At 42.9% G+C, this 16,950-nt stretch carries 13 protein-coding genes and 3 tRNA genes; 6 read left to right on the top strand and 10 right to left on the bottom strand.

Translation table 11 applies throughout. The features are described 5' to 3' along the window. Window positions 1–13: 13 nt before the first annotated feature. From clpP to BM736_RS03315, 5 genes are all read right to left on the bottom strand, one after another. The gene (clpP, locus tag BM736_RS03335) at window positions 14–625 is read right to left on the bottom strand and encodes an ATP-dependent Clp endopeptidase proteolytic subunit ClpP (protein WP_076408572.1); all 612 of its coding nucleotides are present in this window, start codon (window positions 623–625) and stop codon (window positions 14–16) included. Window positions 626–715: 90 nt separating this feature from the next. Further along, complete coding sequence (gene tig / locus BM736_RS03330; protein ID WP_076408570.1) at window positions 716–2,020, bottom strand: trigger factor; 1,305 nt, start codon at window positions 2,018–2,020, stop codon at window positions 716–718. Between the two features lie 254 nt (window positions 2,021–2,274). Next, window positions 2,275–2,350: transfer RNA gene (locus BM736_RS03325), tRNA-His, on the bottom strand. 8 nt (window positions 2,351–2,358) lie between these two features. Next, window positions 2,359–2,435, bottom strand: a tRNA-Arg gene (locus BM736_RS03320). A gap of 188 nt (window positions 2,436–2,623) precedes the next feature. After that, window positions 2,624–2,700 (bottom strand) — tRNA-Pro (locus BM736_RS03315). 471 nt (window positions 2,701–3,171) lie between these two features. Between BM736_RS03315 and folD the strand changes: the two genes are divergently transcribed. Continuing rightward, a complete protein-coding gene (gene folD / locus BM736_RS03305) occupies window positions 3,172–4,032 on the top strand; it encodes a bifunctional methylenetetrahydrofolate dehydrogenase/methenyltetrahydrofolate cyclohydrolase FolD (RefSeq protein WP_076408565.1) in 861 nt (286 codons plus the stop codon). Window positions 4,033–4,127: 95 nt separating this feature from the next. On the opposite strand, the gene cysS is transcribed toward folD, so the two are convergent. Beyond that, window positions 4,128–5,507 (bottom strand): cysteine--tRNA ligase, encoded by a 1,380-nt coding sequence (cysS, locus tag BM736_RS03300; protein WP_076408562.1) that lies wholly within the window; start codon window positions 5,505–5,507, stop codon window positions 4,128–4,130. Window positions 5,508–5,787: 280 nt separating this feature from the next. Here cysS and BM736_RS03295 point away from each other — a divergent pair, with 280 nt between their 5' ends. Next, the gene (locus BM736_RS03295) at window positions 5,788–6,282 is read left to right on the top strand and encodes a peptidylprolyl isomerase (protein ID WP_076408560.1); all 495 of its coding nucleotides are present in this window, start codon (window positions 5,788–5,790) and stop codon (window positions 6,280–6,282) included. Between the two features lie 9 nt (window positions 6,283–6,291). Continuing rightward, the gene (locus tag BM736_RS03290) at window positions 6,292–7,032 is read left to right on the top strand and encodes a UDP-2,3-diacylglucosamine diphosphatase (RefSeq protein WP_076408557.1); all 741 of its coding nucleotides are present in this window, start codon (window positions 6,292–6,294) and stop codon (window positions 7,030–7,032) included. Window positions 7,033–7,094: 62 nt separating this feature from the next. On the opposite strand, the gene miaE is transcribed toward BM736_RS03290, so the two are convergent. After that, the gene (gene miaE, locus BM736_RS03285) at window positions 7,095–7,883 is read right to left on the bottom strand and encodes a tRNA isopentenyl-2-thiomethyl-A-37 hydroxylase MiaE (RefSeq protein ID WP_076408554.1); all 789 of its coding nucleotides are present in this window, start codon (window positions 7,881–7,883) and stop codon (window positions 7,095–7,097) included. 376 nt (window positions 7,884–8,259) lie between these two features. Between miaE and BM736_RS03280 the strand changes: the two genes are divergently transcribed. Further along, on the top strand, window positions 8,260–8,856 hold the full coding sequence (locus BM736_RS03280) for a Yip1 family protein (RefSeq protein ID WP_076408552.1): 597 nt from the start codon (window positions 8,260–8,262) through the stop codon (window positions 8,854–8,856). 99 nt (window positions 8,857–8,955) lie between these two features. On the opposite strand, the gene glnS is transcribed toward BM736_RS03280, so the two are convergent. The 3 genes from glnS to BM736_RS03265 all read right to left on the bottom strand — a co-directional run bounded on the left by glnS (window position 8,956) and on the right by BM736_RS03265 (window position 13,391). Continuing rightward, window positions 8,956–10,626 carry a glutamine--tRNA ligase gene (gene glnS / locus BM736_RS03275; protein ID WP_076408550.1) on the bottom strand — a complete coding sequence of 557 codons (1,671 nt, stop codon included), beginning with the start codon at window positions 10,624–10,626 and terminating at the stop codon, window positions 8,956–8,958. Window positions 10,627–10,837: 211 nt separating this feature from the next. Beyond that, window positions 10,838–13,132, bottom strand: coding sequence for a Fe(2+) transporter permease subunit FeoB (gene feoB / locus BM736_RS03270; protein ID WP_076408547.1), 2,295 nt, complete (start codon window positions 13,130–13,132; stop codon window positions 10,838–10,840). Further along, entirely contained in the window at window positions 13,125–13,391 is a 267-nt protein-coding gene (locus tag BM736_RS03265; protein ID WP_076408544.1) for a FeoA family protein, read from the bottom strand. The genes feoB and BM736_RS03265 overlap by 8 nt, the downstream gene beginning before the upstream one ends. A gap of 427 nt (window positions 13,392–13,818) precedes the next feature. On the opposite strand from BM736_RS03265, the gene BM736_RS03260 reads away from it, so the two are divergent. Continuing rightward, window positions 13,819–14,781 (top strand): DmsE family decaheme c-type cytochrome, encoded by a 963-nt coding sequence (locus BM736_RS03260; RefSeq protein WP_076409888.1) that lies wholly within the window; start codon window positions 13,819–13,821, stop codon window positions 14,779–14,781. 16 nt (window positions 14,782–14,797) lie between these two features. Continuing rightward, window positions 14,798–16,921 (top strand): MtrB/PioB family decaheme-associated outer membrane protein, encoded by a 2,124-nt coding sequence (locus tag BM736_RS03255; RefSeq protein WP_256717692.1) that lies wholly within the window; start codon window positions 14,798–14,800, stop codon window positions 16,919–16,921. Window positions 16,922–16,950 lie beyond the last annotated feature (29 nt).

The following is a 16,950-nucleotide window of genomic DNA, read 5'->3' as shown; positions in this document are numbered from 1 at the left end:
CCAAAGACAAAAATCAGCTTCGTTTATCCATAACTGAATCAACAAGCCCATACTCGGCAGCTTCAGTTGCACTCATAAAGTTATCACGATCAGTATCTCGTTCAATAACCTCTAAAGGCTGACCAGTATGTTCAGCTAGCATTTGGTTTAGCTTGTTTTTGATACCCAAAATTTCTTGAGCATGAATGGCAATATCAGAAGCTTGGCCTTGGAAGCCACCTAACGGCTGATGGATCATTACTCGTGAATTAGGAAGGCAGTGACGCTTGCCCGCTGCCCCACCTGCAAGTAAGAATGCACCCATGCTTGCTGCCTGGCCAATACATACTGTACTTACATTAGGTTTAATAAACTGCATTGTGTCATAAATAGCCATGCCAGCAGTGACAGAACCACCTGGAGAGTTAATATACAGGAAGATATCCTTATCAGGACTTTCCGACTCCAAAAACAGTAATTGTGCAACAACGAGGTTAGCCATGTGCTCTTCAACTGGACCAACCAAGAAAATAATACGCTCTTTTAATAGTCGAGAATAGATATCATATGAGCGTTCACCTTTAGCAGTCTGTTCGACCACCATAGGCACGAGTGCATTTAATACTGATTCTGGTGCATTTTGCATTATTAATAATCCCTAAATAAAAACGGCTCGCATGAGGAACCTCATACGAGCCATTATAAATGGTTAATCACCATTTAAGTCAAGCGAAGCTTAACCTTGTTGTGTAGCCTTGTTCATAAATTCTTCAAAATTAACTTCTTTATCAGTTAATTGTGCAGTTTTAAGCAATGCTTCAACAGCTTGTTCTTCAAGAGCGACGTTACGCATGTTCTGCATCATCTCTTCGTTCTTGTTGTAATACTCAACAACTTCACTTGGATCTTCGTATGCAGAAGCCATAGAAGCGATTAGACCTTGAACACGCTCATCTTCAGCTTTTAGCTCGTTAGTCTTGATCACTTCACCTAGAAGTAGACCAACTTTAACGCGACGCTCAGCTTGCTCAGTGAACAGATCCGCTGGTAGTTCAGGCATGTTAGCAGCTTGCTCACCGAAGCGTTGCATAGCTTGCTTACGTAGCACTTCAACTTCACCGTCAATTAATGACTTAGGAAGTTCAAGTTCGTTTTGCTCTAGAAGACCGTTAAGCACCTGCTCTTTAACGTTAGCTTTAAGCGCTTGCTCTAGCTCACGACCCATGTTCTTGCTGATCTCAGCTTTAAGAGCTTCAAGACCACCTTCAGTTACACCGAATAGCTTAGCAAATTCGTCGTTAACTTCTGGAAGGTTAGCAGCTTGAACTTCGTTAAGTGTGATAACGAACTTAGCAACTTTACCTTTCAAGTTTTCAGCATGGTAATCTTCAGGGAAAGTCACTTCGATCTCGAACTCTTCACCTGCTTTATGACCTTCAACACCAGACTCGAAACCTGGGATCATACGGCCGCTACCTAGTTGTAGTTCGAAGTTTTCAGCTTTTCCGCCTTCAAACTCTTCACCGTCAACAGAACCAACGAAGTTGATCATCGCCTTGTCGCCGTCAGCAGCTTCACGCTCAACAGCTTCAAACGTTGCATGTTGCTTACGCAATGTTTCAATCATTGCATCTACATCTGTGTCAGTCACTTCAGCTTTTGGCTGTTCAACAGCGATAGCGTCAAGACCTTTTAATTCTACTTCTGGGTAGATCTCGAAAGTAGCAACAAACTGGAAGCTTTCAGCATCAGACTCACCAGGTACGAAAGTTGGAGCACCTGCTGGGTTTAGCTTCTCAGCAATAATTGCTTCAACGAAGTTACGCTGCATCACTTCACCAGTAATATCCTGACGAATAGCTTGGCCGTAACGCTTCTTGATCACGCTTACAGGCACCTTGCCTGGACGGAAGCCAGGAAGACGAGCACGCTTAGCTTCGCTTTTTAATGCTTCATTAACGGTCTTTTCAATCTGCTCAGCAGGAACAGAAATAGTTAGGCGACGCTCTAGGCCTTGAGTTGTTTCAACAGAAACTTGCATTGTTTTACCTCGAAATAAGTCTTACGTCCTTTGCAATAGTCGAATTTTCAACTATTAAAGTATTCGTTTCTTGAACTTAAAATGTGACTAGGAAGCCCATCACAACTGAATTCTGGCTCTAATCATTTATGATTGATAAATATCAAGACGCGACATTATAGCCACGCTTTACCTCAGAGTCGACCTTAAAACACGAATTACAGGCGTAAAAAAAGCGACCTAGGGTCGCTTTTTTTAATTTACTTCAAAAGAAGTGGGGTGACTGATGGGGCTCGAACCCACGACAACCGGAATCACAATCCGGGGCTCTACCAACTGAGCTACAATCACCACTGATATGGTACGCCCGGCAGGATTCGAACCTGCGGCCATCCGCTTAGAAGGCGGATGCTCTATCCAACTGAGCTACGGGCGCTTCGAAAGTGAGAAAACTCACATCCTGAATTAGCGTTGAAAGACGAATCTTTCTAATTACCTGCTTTGGTGGGCAAATAATATGATTTTGGTCGACCACTCTATTATAAAGAGTGAGGATTCGAAGCTAATAAGCTTACCTTCCTTTCAACCTTAAAGTAAGAGTTTAGCAACCTACTTTAATAAATTTGGTCGGTGATAGAGGATTCGAACCTCTGACCCTCTGGTCCCAAACCAGATGCGCTACCGGGCTGCGCTAATCACCGAGTATAACTTTTTGAAAATATTATTGAATGTCTGCATTGGGATATAACATTCTATTTTCTATCTCACTTGGGAACAATCTAGCTTCTCGTTGAGAACGGAGCGCATATTAGCCCCTCCCTTTAAATGCGTCAACGCTTTTTTTATAAAGATTGCGAGCTTGGCTATTTAACAAACTAATCTTATGCCATTCGTATAAAAAGCCCGCCACCTGCCTATTTTTAATGCTCAACTCGCGATGACTAAGTCTGTAGTGAAGAATCATAGCCTCAAGATTAGCAGACCAATGCATTGCTATCATCTCGAACCCTAAACAACACCATTAGCTTATCCACTGAGTGAGCCTGAGGTAATTTAATTATCCATAATTTAGAACTGTTTGTTACACCCTGAAATAAATGACACATATAGAGTCACCTGTTAAAATAGCCGCGGTTTTCAACAGTGCGCCCTTTTAAGGATATCCTACCCCCATGACAGCCCAAAGAATCGATGGTAAAGCGATTGCTCAGTCCATTCGAACAGAGCTAAAAGAGAAAGTCACCGCCCGTAAAGAGGCCGGACAACGTATTCCTGGTTTAGCCGTAATCTTAGTTGGTGCAGATCCAGCATCACAAGTATATGTCGGCAGTAAAAGACGTGCCTGTGAAGAAGTTGGATTCCTGTCCCGTTCGTACGATCTTGAACCATCGACTTCTGAAGAGGAGCTACTTGCACTCATCGATGAGTGTAACAATGACAAGGCTATCGATGGCATACTGGTTCAACTTCCGTTACCTGATCATATTGAAGAATCTAAAGTAATTGAACGTATTCGCCCTGATAAAGATGTCGATGGCTTCCACCCTTATAATGTTGGTCGTTTAGCCCAACGTATTCCAGTGCTGCGTTCATGCACACCGATGGGGATCATGACACTGATTAAATCAACTGGTGTTGATACCTATGGGTTAGATGCTTTAGTTGTTGGCGCATCAAATATTGTTGGCCGCCCAATGAGCCTAGAGCTACTACTCGCAGGTTGCACAACGACAACTTGCCACCGTTTCACTCGAAACCTTGAGCAAAAAGTTCGACAAGCAGATCTCGTTGTTGTTGCAGTAGGTAAACCCGGCTTTATTCCTGGAGAGTGGATAAAACCAGGTGCCTTAGTCATCGATGTGGGCATTAACCGTCTTGAAGATGGTCGTTTAGTCGGTGATGTCCAATTTGAAGCAGCTGAAAAAAATGCCAGCTTTATCACTCCGGTTCCAGGTGGTGTAGGCCCGATGACGATTGCGAGCCTATTAGAGAACACCTTGTATGCTGCAGAGCAATATCATGATGAAGCATAAGTTTTAAAATGCACAAATCCCTGCGATCGGGGATAAGTATATCCTTGTACAAAAAAGCCTGCATCAGCAGGCTTTTTTATCGATAAGTGTAAATTTTACTTCTTACGCCAAGTGGTGCCTTCCGGCCCATCTTCTAAAATAACACCTAAAGCATTTAAACCGTCACGGGCAACATCTGCAGCAGGCCAATCTTTCTCAGCACGTGCACGATTTCGCTCAACAATGAGTGCTTCAATTTCAGCCACTTCATCATCACTGCCCTCACCTTTAAAGAAGGTATCGACATCTTGATCGAGAATACCTAACACATCAGCCAGCTCTTTAAGCTTAACTGCCAAGGCAGACGCTTTAGCTGTATCAGTTTCTTTTAAACGGTTAATCTCACGAACCATCTCAAAGAGTACTGAATAAGCCTCAGGTGTATTGAAATCATCATCCATCGCACTATTAAATTTAGCGACATAATCCCCAGCAGGTGCAGCGGCAACTGAAAGGTCAAGACCCTTTAATGCAGTATAAAGACGCTCAAGAGCAGATTTAGCCTGTTTGAGGTTATCTTCTGAATAGTTTAACTGGCTGCGATAATGACCTGATAACAAAAAGTAACGTATTGTGGTGGCATCATAATGTGCCAATACATCACGAATGGTGAAGAAGTTATTCAGCGATTTAGACATCTTCTCTTTGTCTACCATCACCATGCCAGTATGCATCCAGTAGTTCACATAGCTGGTATCGTGGGCACAGCAAGACTGGGCAATCTCATTTTCATGATGAGGAAACTGAAGATCGGAGCCGCCACCATGGATATCAAAATGCTTGCCAAGATGTTTACCATTCATCGCAGAACATTCGATGTGCCATCCAGGACGCCCTGGTCCCCAAGGTGAATCCCAAGTAGGCTCTCCAGGCTTAGACATTTTCCACAGCACGAAGTCCATTGGATCTCGCTTGGTATCTTCAACCTCTACACGGGCGCCAGCTTGAAGTTGCTCAAGGTTCTGTCCTGAGAGACGACCGTATTCAGGGAAAGATGAAACACTGAACAAGACATCACCATTTCCAGAGACATAGGCATGCTCCTTCTCGATCAGTTTTTCAACCATCTCGATGATCTCAGGCATATGTAACGTAGCTCTAGGCTCAAAATCTGGACGTTTCATATTCAGCGCATCAAAGTCGCGGTGCATCTCACCAATTAAACGCTCAGTTAAAGATTCACAACTTTCATTATTCTCTGCCGCACGCTTAATGATCTTATCATCGACATCGGTGATGTTACGCTGAAAGTTAACTTCATACCCAGAATAACGCAGATACCTAACAATCATATCGAAAGAGACAAAAGTACGACCATGGCCGATATGACATAAGTCATAGATAGTTATCCCACACACGTACATGCCTATTTTACCAGGCTGTAATGGTTTGAATTCCTCTTTTTGGCGGGTCAGACTGTTGTATAACTTCAACATCGCTACTCTTCTCTTCAACGAAAAAATAATAAAAATTAGCTGCACAGTTTAACATCGCACCAGTGCAGCATCCATTGTTTTAAATGATTCCTGTCATAGAACTTAGCTTTTTATCAGGGAGATGGGCAGAGAAGCCTTTTATTGCGACAAACAGTTTGATTATTACACTGAAAAGTAGGCCTATCATTATAAAGTAATACCTAGCCCTTTATGCTAAATGGCAATTGCGTTAGAATCCTGCCACTATTTTCTTATTGCAAAAATTAGTGAGAATCAAAACATGATCACACTTCACACAAATCACGGTGAAATTACACTTGAGCTTGATGCTGAAAAAGCACCTTTAACAGCTGAAAACTTCCTTAACTACGCAAAAGACGGTTTCTATGATGGCACCGTTTTTCACCGTGTTATCGACGGTTTTATGGTTCAAGGTGGTGGCTTTACTGAAGATATGGAACAGAAGCGCTGCAATGAGACAGTAAAAAATGAAGCGAACAATGGCCTATCTAATGTAGTTGGTTCAATCGCGATGGCGCGTACTTCAGATCCGCATTCAGCGACTGCACAGTTCTTTATCAACATTAATGACAACACTTTCCTTGATTTTAAGTCTGAGACTTCTCAAGGTTGGGGTTACTGTGTATTTGGTAAAGTGTCTGCAGGCATGGATGTAGTAAACAAAATTAAAGCGGTTAGCACTGGTAACCGTGGCATGCATCAAGATGTACCTTTAGAAGCTGTCATCATTAAAAAAGTGACCATTGCTGAGTAATTCAGTTTAATGAAAACGCTTTTTGTGGGCGATCTGCACCTTAGTGCCGATCGCCCCGATATCACTAAAGCCTTCAATCAATTTCTGGACACCTCTCTAGATGATGTCGAAGCCCTTTATATCTTAGGTGATCTCTTTGAAGTTTGGACTGGCGATGATATTGCCGAGCCTTTCGCCTATCAGCTTGCCGACAAGCTTAAGAACATATCGAATCAACTTCCTATCTATTACATTCATGGTAATCGAGACTTTTTAATCGGCAAAGAATACGCAATAAGATCTGGAATGATCTTATTACCTGAAGTGCATTGTATCGATCTCTATGGCAAACCGACTGTGCTGTTGCACGGTGATAGCCTTTGTACTCTAGATACTGCTTACCAACGGTTTAGACGCTTTCGTAACAACCCTGTCATCAAGTGGCTTTATACACATCTGCCAAAACAAACACGACTGAAGATTGCCAATAATATCCGTGCCAAAAGTAAATCGAGTAATATGAGTAAAAGCATGCAGATCATGGATGTTGATGCTGATGCCGTCACCTCACTGATGACACAAGTTGCAGCTCAGCTGATGATTCACGGCCACACCCATAGACCTGACATTCACACATTCAGTGGAACATCAGGTGTTGAATTACAGCGTGTTGTTGTAGGCGACTGGTACGAACAAGGCAGTGTGTTAACTATCTCGCAAAACTCTCTGTGCCTCAGCAATATTCCTTTCGAAGCTCAGGATTCAATCTGAGCTCACGTTAGTCCACATTGATTAAAAGCGCATCAACCCTGCAATATCAAGCTTGTACATCATTAACCTTCAGGCGCACCACTGTGGAATTTGAATTCTGGATCAGGTGAAGAAATTAACTCAGCTTCAACCTCACCAATCTGTAGAACTCTTTGCGCTACGGGAATGCTTTTGGCTGTCATAGCATTGGATTGGACCATCTCAGCAAGCACTAAATAATCTTGGTAATGCCTAGCTTCAGACCGCAACAGTGATACATAGAACTTATTAAGCTCACCATCTAGAAATGGCGCAAGCTTAGCAAAGCGTTCGCAAGAGCGAGCTTCAATAAATGCCCCAATAATTAATTTATCAACCAACGCCGCAGGCTCATGCGTCCTAACTTGCTTCATCATGCCCTTGGCATAACGACCAGCGGTCATGTTCTGATAAGGCACATTCCGCGCATGCATGATCTCTAAAACTTGCTCAAAATGATGAAACTCCTCTTTAATGAGTCGTACCATTTTTCCAATAAGTTCAGGGCCATGCTCAAACGAAGATTTAGGCACAAGCTCGGCAGCCAGTTCATTCTTTTTACTATTGCGAGAAAGAAACTGTTCAATATCACGATCTTTGTTATACACAAACTCTCCATAGGGCTTAGCCCAATCAAGCAGAGGTTGAGCATGGGCTTTATCGACAGCATATTTCCTAATTAAAGATAATGCTGTTTGGGCAGCTTTAAGTTCACAATTACAATGATCGATAAGCAGAGTCGATAAATTTTCAGGCTTTTTGGCCACCTCAATCCAGGCGTCCGGTGTTTCACAACCTAAAAAATCATGAATAGGTGCTAACAGTTGCTGCATAAAGTCTGTTCTCGAAATAAATTTAAACCAGTATTATTAAGTCGCCATTCTACCACTTCCTCAGTCTTACAAAGATCGCTATTTACGCATTTATCACCAAATATCAGCGAATAAATCAATTAATTGAGCTTGCTCATTTCAACAGAGCCTAGCTTGCTGAAACAAATAATTAACAAGTGAGGCAATATCAGCTTGACTAAGAGGTAGTTTTGTTCAATAAATAAACTTATACCAAAACAATTTTAATGCGTTAATGAGTAGATCGATTTTAGTTGGGTATCGTGAGCCGTACGGTCTTTGGGAATTAGACCAATAGGCATGTAGGCTCGTCTGAAGTTTGGCGAGCAAAAGTTAAAGCTAAACAAGGATAATTATAATGATATTAAATCACTTAATGGGGCTATACACTCACCCGAAAGAGGAGTGGCACACAATTGAGCAAAATCATGAAGCGCTGAAAAGTAGCTTAAGTCATATTTTGCTCGTTGCACTTATTCCGGTTATCTGTACATTTATCGCAGCGACTCAACTAGGTTGGAACTTAGGTGTCGGTGAACCGTTATTTTTAACACAACAAAGTGCATTGCTGATGTCTGGTGGTATGTATTTTGGTTTAATTGGTGGCGTATTTGCACTCGCCTATTTAGCATATTGGATGGCTAAGACATTCGATGCAGAGCCAACATTTACTCAAGCGCTGGAACTTGCTTCATATACAGCAACACCGTTATTTATGGTTGGTCTAGCCGCCCTCTACCCTACTATTTGGTTTGTCATGCTAATTGGTTTAGCTGGCTTATCTTACTCTGTGTACTTGCTATACACAGGGGTGCCTATCATCATGAATATTCCTGAAGAGAAAGGATTTATCTATGCTAGCTCAGTGGTTACAGCAGGCCTGGTTCTCTTAGTTGCATTGATGGCATCTAGCGTTATTCTCTGGAGCGTCGGCTTTGGACCTATGTATCAGTAAGGCCTAGGTTCTAGGTTCTAGGTTCTAAAAGACAGAATACAAAAAGGCTTTAGGGGGAACCCTAAAGCCTTTTTTCATGCGCTCATGTTATAAAAAGCGTTACTGAGATGAATCTCGTAGTGCAACTGTCAGGTTAAACACTAAGTTTTCTGGCGATGAGTCTTTATTATCTGCACAGAAATAGCCTTCACGCTCAAACTGATACGCTTTCTCGGCTTCAGCATTAACAAGCCCAGCTTCAACAACACCATGCTTAACGATAAGAGAATCAGGGTTTAGCACTTCATCTACCGTTTCTGCAGCTGCCGGATTAGTATCGGTAAAGAGTCTGTTATACAGGCGGAACTCGGCAGGCTTGGCGCTGCTTGCTTCAACCCAATGAATAACCCCTTTTACTTTACGACCATCAGCAGGGTTAACACCTAAAGTTTCATCATCATACGTACAGTAAATCGTAGTGATGTTCCCTTCTGCATCTTTATCGCAACGTTCAGCTTTAATAACATAGGCATTTCGAAGGCGAACTTCTTTACCTTGTACTAAACGCTTGTATTTTTTGTTTGCTTCTTCACGGAAATCATCCGCGTCGATAAACAGTTCACGACCAAAAGTGAGCTCGCGCTTTCCTAGCTCCTCTTGACTTGGATGAACAGGTGCATTAAGCGTTTCAACTTGCCCTTCAGGGTAGTTTTCAATAATCACTTTAACAGGATTGATCACAGCCATAGCACGCGGTGCATTATCATTGAGTTCTTCACGTATGCACGCATCTAACATAGCCACTTCAACCATGTTGTCCTGCTTAGTCACACCAATACGTAAACAAAACTCACGAATTGAAGCTGCAGTATAACCACGACGGCGAAGGCCAGCGATAGTCGGCATACGCGCATCATCCCAACCATTAACCAAGTTACGGCTCACCAGATCATTAAGCTTACGCTTAGACATCAAGGTGTATTCTAGGTTAAGTCTTGAGAACTCATACTGACGAGTACGATTCGGAGCCTGGAAATCATCTAACTGATCTAATACCCAGTCATATAAACGTCGGTTATCTTGGAACTCTAAAGTACATAATGAGTGACTGATATTCTCCATGGCATCAGAGATACAGTGAGTAAAGTCATACATTGGGTAGATGCACCACTTGTCACCAGTTTGATGATGATGAGCAAAACGCACACGGTAGATGATAGGATCACGCATACACATAAATGATGATGCCATATCAATTTTAGCTCTTAAGGCGCACTCACCCTCTTTGAACTCTCCTTTACGCATTTTTTCAAATAGCTCAAGGTTCTCATCAACTGATGTATCACGGTATGGACTATTCTTACCCGGCGCTTTTAACGTGCCACGGTACTCTCGTGTTTCTTCCCCATTAAGGAAACAAACATAAGCTAACCCTTTAGTGATCAACTCAACTGCATATTGATGTAGTTGATCAAAATAGTTAGAGGAGTATTTGATATCGCCAGACCACTCAAAACCAAGCCACTTGACGTCATCCTGAATCGAGTGAACATAATCAATGTCCTCTTTCTCAGGGTTAGTATCATCAAAGCGCAAGTTACATTGACCTTTATAATCTTTCGCTATACCGAAGTTTAGGCAAATTGATTTTGCATGGCCGATATGAAGAAAGCCATTAGGCTCTGGCGGAAAGCGCGTATGTACACCAGTGTGCTTACCACTTTCAAGATCTTCATCTATGATATTACGAATGAAGTTACTAGGACGAACTTCGCTGTCCACATGACTCATGTGATTCCTCTTAAAAACGCTGTGCCTTCAAGCTAGGTCTAATACTATGATTGACCTTGTTCTTGAGTAAGGCATATTTTGATGTAATTAAAGAGATGATCCACTATCTCTTAATGAGATACAACGGCTGAATGGTAAAAAGTCTCGACAAAGCGATAGAAAACAAAAAAGCAGCGAATTATCGCTGCTTTTTTAGCTAAACAAACACTAACTATTCAGTGATAATCTTCACATTTAATGTCTGCATCTCTGTACGCTTTGCTTTAGCCTTCAACCAAAGGTAGAAGATAACCAAGGCACTGAGGAAGAAACCAATCCACAAACTAGAACTTAACGGGTGAGCGCTGAATGTAGCGATTTGGTAGAAGATAGTCGCAACGCCATAGGCTAATGCAAAAGTCCAAACACCCGCAAAAGCTGCCCAACGTCCGCCAAACTCACCAACTAGCGCACCCATAGCGGCAACACAAGGCGTGTAAAGCAGTACAAACAGTAAGTAAGCAAATGCTGCTGCAATACCAGTGAATCCAGCTTGTAGTGCAGTAAATGTTGATGAATCGACTTCTAACTCTTCAGATGCTGTTTCAAGAGAGGTCACATCACCAACATCAAGTCCTAGAGGATCTTGTACCTGAATACCTAACAAGTTCTCTGGAATCGTTGCTATTGCTTCATTAAGCGTTTCAATAAACGGTGCTAACTCCTCGTCATCACCAGCTGGTGTGCTGTAAAGACTATTTAGCGTACCAACTACTGCTTCTTTAGCAAAAATACCCGTAATGATACCCACAGTTGCAGGCCAGTTGTCCTGCTCTACACCCATAGGTGCAAACAGTGGTGTCACTTTCTGGCTAGCAACACTCAATACTGACTCAGAGCTATCTTCATGGCCAAAAGAGCCATCAACACCAATCGAATTAACGAAGTTTAATAGCGTCACAACGATAACAATCGTTTTACCAGCACCAAGAATGAAGCTCTTTGTACGCTTACCAGTACGGTTCATTACCGTTTTAAACTTAGGCTTTTCATAGCTAGGAAGCTCCATGACCACTGCGCTGCTAGAACCTGGTAGTATGGTTGAGCGAAGTAGCAGGCCGGTACCAATAGCAGCCAAGACCCCAATAATGTAAAGCAAGAATACTAAGTTCTGACCTGATTCAGGGAAGAATGCAGCAGCAAATAGCGCATAGACAGGCAAACGAGCACCACATGACATAAATGGCGCCATCATACCGGTTACGATACGCTCACGCTCACTGCCTAAAGTACGAGTTGCCATGATTGCAGGTACTGAACAACCAAAACCAACAATCATAGGAACAAACGCTTTACCTGGTAAACCGATACGTCGCATTAATCCATCGACAACAAATGCTGCACGCGCCATGTAACCTGAGCCTTCTAGCACAGACAGCGCTAAAAATAGCGCAGCAATAACAGGGATGAAGGTTGCAACAGTTTGGATACCTTGACCAACGCCACCAGCGATAATAGTCACTAGCCAGTCAGGCGAACCAAGGCTTGCCATAAGCGCGCCTAAATGATCAACAAAAAGGGCACCAGCAGTAATATCAAAGAAGTCGATAAATGAGCTACCAACATTGATACTGAACATGAACATCAGATACATGACAAACAGGAAGACGGGCACACCCGCAACTGGATGCAGAATCACTTTATCCAGCTTATCACTAATTGTTTCTGCGCCCGTGGTAGCGACTGACGAGTCATACACACTTTGAACAAAGTCAAAGCGGGTGGTAGCAACCATGATCTCAATATCTTTGCCTTGGCTAGATAAAGACTCTGTACACTGTTTTACATCATCCAGCATCTTGCCATTTTTGCACTGACCGCAACCTAGCCCGTTAGCCAGCATAGCGAGTGCACGACCTCGGCTTAACTCACCGTCGCTTTCAAGTAGGTTCTTGACGCCCTCTTCAATCTTAGCGTCGTAATTTAGCACTAACGCTTCTTCAGACACCTTGCCCTCAAGTAGCGATACCACCTGAGACTTAACCTTTTCGATATCCCCTTCATCACGGGAGCAAACACTGACAACTGGGCAACCTAAAGTTTTGCTCATCTTATCAACGTCAACGCTTATGCCATGCTTTTGTGCTGCATCGATTTTATTAAGCACAACAACCATTGGAATACCCAACTCACGCAGTTGAGCTGTGAGGTAGAGATGTCTTTCAATATTTGTGGCATCAACAAGGTTGATAATGCCATCAACTTGCTGTTCAGCCAGAAACTGTTGCGCTATTTGCTCATCTAAAGAGCAGTCACAGCTATTCCCAGCAGGAAGCAGATCGTAAATACCTGGCAGATCGGTTAGTGAAACATCTGCTCCATTTAATGTGAATTGGCCTGTTTTTTTCTCAACGGTTACACCTGACCAGTTACCAACTTGCTGATTTGCACCTGTTAGTGCATTAAAGAGTGTCGATTTCCCTGCGTTAGGGTTACCAACGGTCACACAATGAAACTGCTTAGCCATGCGCTTTATCCGCCTCAATTTTTTGTTCTACTATCTGTACATCGATAATGTCGGCAAGATCACGACGCATACATAATCGACTTCCCCGTAAATCTAACTCTAGTCCTGAACCCATAGGTGCGTTACGCAGAATACTAAAAGAGGTATTGGGGGTGATCCCCATAGATAATAACTTGCGTTTAACAACCGCAGGCAAGCTAAGTTGGCCAATTTCAGAAATCGTGGCATGGTCGCCTGGATTTAAATCGCTTAATTTCATTATGTATTTACCCTGAAAAGGTTCATGACTCATTAGTTTATATAAATTCTAACTAAGGCAATTGGAAAATAACTTTACCTAGATCAACATTTAGTATTGAAAACGATAATAGTTTTCAATTGTATTCTATATTATGTGACAAATGTCCCAACTAATAAATGAACGAAGAGAATTATTTTAGTTACACGCATCGCAAATGAGAATGCAAATCAATTGATTTGAGCTATTTTAAAAATGCTCCAAGAATATAACGTGATACAGATCACATCTTCGATTTTACTCATAATAATCATCACTCTTTACTTTGAAAATCATGCGTATTTGTTACTTGTTTGTCACGAAAATGTACTAGTATTACAAGTTAGTAAATTTGTAAATTACTTATATAAAAACTATTAGCTAAATATAGCGCTCAGGATGTGTGATGATGAACATGGAATATGCATGGATTAAAGGCAAGGTAATCTCCTGCCTGTTATTATTTTTAACTGCCTTTAGTTTCAATTTAGCTTCTGCCCCATGGGATGATAAAGATCCTGCAGAAGTTGAAGCGATTCTCGACAAAAAGTTTGCTGAAGGGAAGTATTCACCTAAAGGCGCCGACTCATGTCTGATGTGCCACCGAAGAAGTGCTGAAGTCATGGCCCTATTCGATGGCGTGCATGGCAACCCTGATATCAAGGGGTCCCCCATGGCCGATCTTCAATGTGAAGCTTGTCACGGCCCTCAAGGTAGCCACAACCGCGGTGGTAAAGAACCAATGATCACCTTCGGTGACCAGTCTCCAGTTCCTGCTCAAAAACAAAATAGTGTTTGTATGAGCTGTCACAATGATGACAAGCGTATGGCTTGGAGTGGTAACCACCATGACACCGCTGATGTGAGCTGTGCTAGCTGCCACTTAGTCCATACAGGCAAGGACCCTATTAGTGAGCGAAAAACTGAAGTTGAAGTTTGCACCTCCTGTCATACCCAACAAAAAGCCGATCTTCATAAACGCTCAGCCCATCCATTAAAGTGGCAACAGATGGTGTGTAGTGATTGCCATAACCCCCACGGTAGCTTAAGTGATTCAAACCTTAAACAGATGAGTGTCAATGAAAACTGCTACGCCTGCCACGCTGAAAAACGCGGCCCTAAATTATGGGAGCACTCTCCAGTAACTGACAACTGTGCTAACTGCCATAACCCTCATGGCAGTGTTAATGAAGGCATGCTTATCAGTAAGCCACCCCAGCTTTGTCAGAGTTGCCATGCATCAGATGGTCATACTTCAAATGCCGTATTTGGTAATCAGAAGAATGCATTCAATGCAGGCCAATCATGTATGAACTGCCACAGCCAAGTACATGGTTCTAATCATCCGTCTGGCAAATTACTGCAGCGCTAAGTAGGGAGTGATAACAATGAACATAGATATGATAAATACCCTAGCGAAGCAAAGGTGTAAGCAGTCTGTGATAGCCATAGCAATCGGTAGCGTTTTCACACCAGTTTATGCCGATGGCTACGGCATTTCTAAAGTCAATCGGGCCAATATTAAGATTGAAAAGTGGGAGTGTAAACGCTGTAAGGTTTCATCAGACACTCAGGGAACTGTTGGTGCGGGTGTTGCCTACAATGATGCTGCAGATAGCCACTTTGGTAATGCTACCGGTACAGATCAAGATGGCGTAGTCGCTCACCTAGATGCTGATGTAGCGCTTTATGGTGAGTCGGGTTACCAGACAAATATTGAAGCCAATAAACTAGGCTATGACAATGGTAGTGCAAAGCTAAGCACGGGAAGACCCGGTCAATATGAGGTTGCTTTTGGCTACCGCGGAATTGCAAATTACGATACCAATAAGGCATTAAGCCCCTATCTCGTCAATGGCGACGCCATGACTCTTGCGGATAACTGGCAAGCGGGGGCAACTACAGGACAAATGCCAAACCTTGCCGACAGCAAAAATAGAACACTGAGTACGCAAAGAGATAGATGGACGCTCGATGCCCATTATCAAGGTAGTTCATACAAAGCAGAAGTAGATTACCGGCATGAAGCTCGTACGGGGCAAAGAGCCTTTAGCGGCAATATATTGACCAATAGCGCCATGTTAGCTCAGCTCATCGATGACACTACCGATAACTTGGGTGCTAAAATCTACTTCAATGGAGATGGGTGGCTTGCAGGTATCGATACCATGCTTAGCCACTATAATAACGACCACGATGCGTTAAGTTGGGACTCAGCGTTTACGCCAACGTTCGGTGCGGCCTATTCAGGTCAAAGTGCCACTGCGCCTGATAATAAAGCCTACCGAATTGCTGGTAATGCTCAGTTTGGCGCCGATGGTCAACAGATCTTAATGCACACAGGCTTTAGCCGCTTCACTCAAGATCAAGCGTTTCTACCGGCAACCATCAACGGCCCATCGCCCGAACTGCCAACCGAAAACCTTGCAGGTCAAGTCGACATGATTGAGATGACGATAAAGTATTCAGGACGAATAACGCGTGAATTAAGTCTAAGAGCCAGTTATGACTATCGTGATAGAGACAATAAAACAGCAGTAGATAGTTATCCGCAAGTTATTACCGATAGTTACTATTCAGGCAATGATATGAATCCTGAATATGACCGCACTCGTCAAAAGGCAAAATTAGCAGCTAAGTATCGTTTCACCCGCAATGTCTACCTCGATGCAGGTTACCAATACGATCATAACAACTACAGCGATCTAGATAGAGAGACAGTAGAAGAGTCCGGCATATACGGAAAACTCAATTACCGCCCTTCTCACTCCTGGTCATTCGGCCTGAAAGCAGAAGCAAAAGATAGAAGTGGGAGCACTTATAACGCCGTTACTCGAACCGACAGCCCTAGCAATCCCCTACTGAGAAAGTCTTACCTCGCCGATCGAGAACGACAAGAATATAGCGTGCTAGCCAGTTTTAGTGGTTCTGAGTCATTTTCCGCCAGCGCAAACCTGCATCAAAGTCATGATGATTATCTTGATACCCAAATTGGTCTAACTGATGTGAAAACCTTGGGTTATGACATCTCAGGTCAATACCTATTCAGTGAAGACCTCAGCATCAATGCCTTCGTTAACCAAGACTGGCGAGATAGCGAGCAAGCAGGCAGTAGTAATTTCAGCACCGCTAACTGGTTTGCCAATGTAGATGAGCAATCAACAGTTGTGGGCCTAGGTGTTCAATACCAAAACTTAATGGATAAAAAGTTAGCACTCGGTATTGATTACAACTACTCAGACGGACAAAGCGACACAGAAGTCACACAAGGGTTGACCACTCCATATGGTGACTACTTCTCCACGACGCATAATGTTAATGCCTTTGCCGATTACCAATTTAGCGAGTCTATGGGCGTTCGTTTCGATTGGATATTTGAGCAATACCAAGATGCAGATTGGAGTAACCAAGGAGCAAGCTTAGATCAGATACCCAATGTCATCACTTTTGGCGATCTGGGCCATGACTACAGTGCTCACTATTTTGGTGTCACCCTTAGTTATCAACTTTAGTTACTAATTTTAGCTACGAGCTTTAGCGG

The sequence above is a fragment of the Shewanella sp. UCD-KL12 genome (assembly GCF_001957125.1).
Lineage (GTDB): Bacteria > Pseudomonadota > Gammaproteobacteria > Enterobacterales > Shewanellaceae > Shewanella.
Note: the sequence above shows the minus strand (reverse complement) of the source record. Positions and strands in the feature narration are given on the sequence as shown.

Bases quoted from the DNA above. Each gene is read 5' to 3' on its own strand.
- feoB (WP_076408547.1), bottom strand. From the start codon at position 13,132: ATGGCTAAGCAGTTTCATTGTGTGACCGTTGGTAACCCTAACGCAGGG.
- cysS (WP_076408562.1), bottom strand. From the start codon at position 5,507: ATGTTGAAGTTATACAACAGTCTGACCCGCCAAAAAGAGGAATTCAAA.
- BM736_RS03265 (WP_076408544.1), bottom strand. From the start codon at position 13,391: ATGAAATTAAGCGATTTAAATCCAGGCGACCATGCCACGATTTCTGAA.
- BM736_RS03290 (WP_076408557.1), top strand. From the start codon at position 6,292: ATGAAAACGCTTTTTGTGGGCGATCTGCACCTTAGTGCCGATCGCCCC.
- BM736_RS03280 (WP_076408552.1), top strand. From the start codon at position 8,260: ATGATATTAAATCACTTAATGGGGCTATACACTCACCCGAAAGAGGAG.
- BM736_RS03295 (WP_076408560.1), top strand. From the start codon at position 5,788: ATGATCACACTTCACACAAATCACGGTGAAATTACACTTGAGCTTGAT.
- clpP (WP_076408572.1), bottom strand. From the start codon at position 625: ATGCAAAATGCACCAGAATCAGTATTAAATGCACTCGTGCCTATGGTG.
- tig (WP_076408570.1), bottom strand. From the start codon at position 2,020: ATGCAAGTTTCTGTTGAAACAACTCAAGGCCTAGAGCGTCGCCTAACT.
- miaE (WP_076408554.1), bottom strand. From the start codon at position 7,883: ATGCAGCAACTGTTAGCACCTATTCATGATTTTTTAGGTTGTGAAACA.
- glnS (WP_076408550.1), bottom strand. From the start codon at position 10,626: ATGAGTCATGTGGACAGCGAAGTTCGTCCTAGTAACTTCATTCGTAAT.
- folD (WP_076408565.1), top strand. From the start codon at position 3,172: ATGACAGCCCAAAGAATCGATGGTAAAGCGATTGCTCAGTCCATTCGA.
- BM736_RS03260 (WP_076409888.1), top strand. From the start codon at position 13,819: ATGAACATGGAATATGCATGGATTAAAGGCAAGGTAATCTCCTGCCTG.
- BM736_RS03255 (WP_256717692.1), top strand. From the start codon at position 14,798: ATGAACATAGATATGATAAATACCCTAGCGAAGCAAAGGTGTAAGCAG.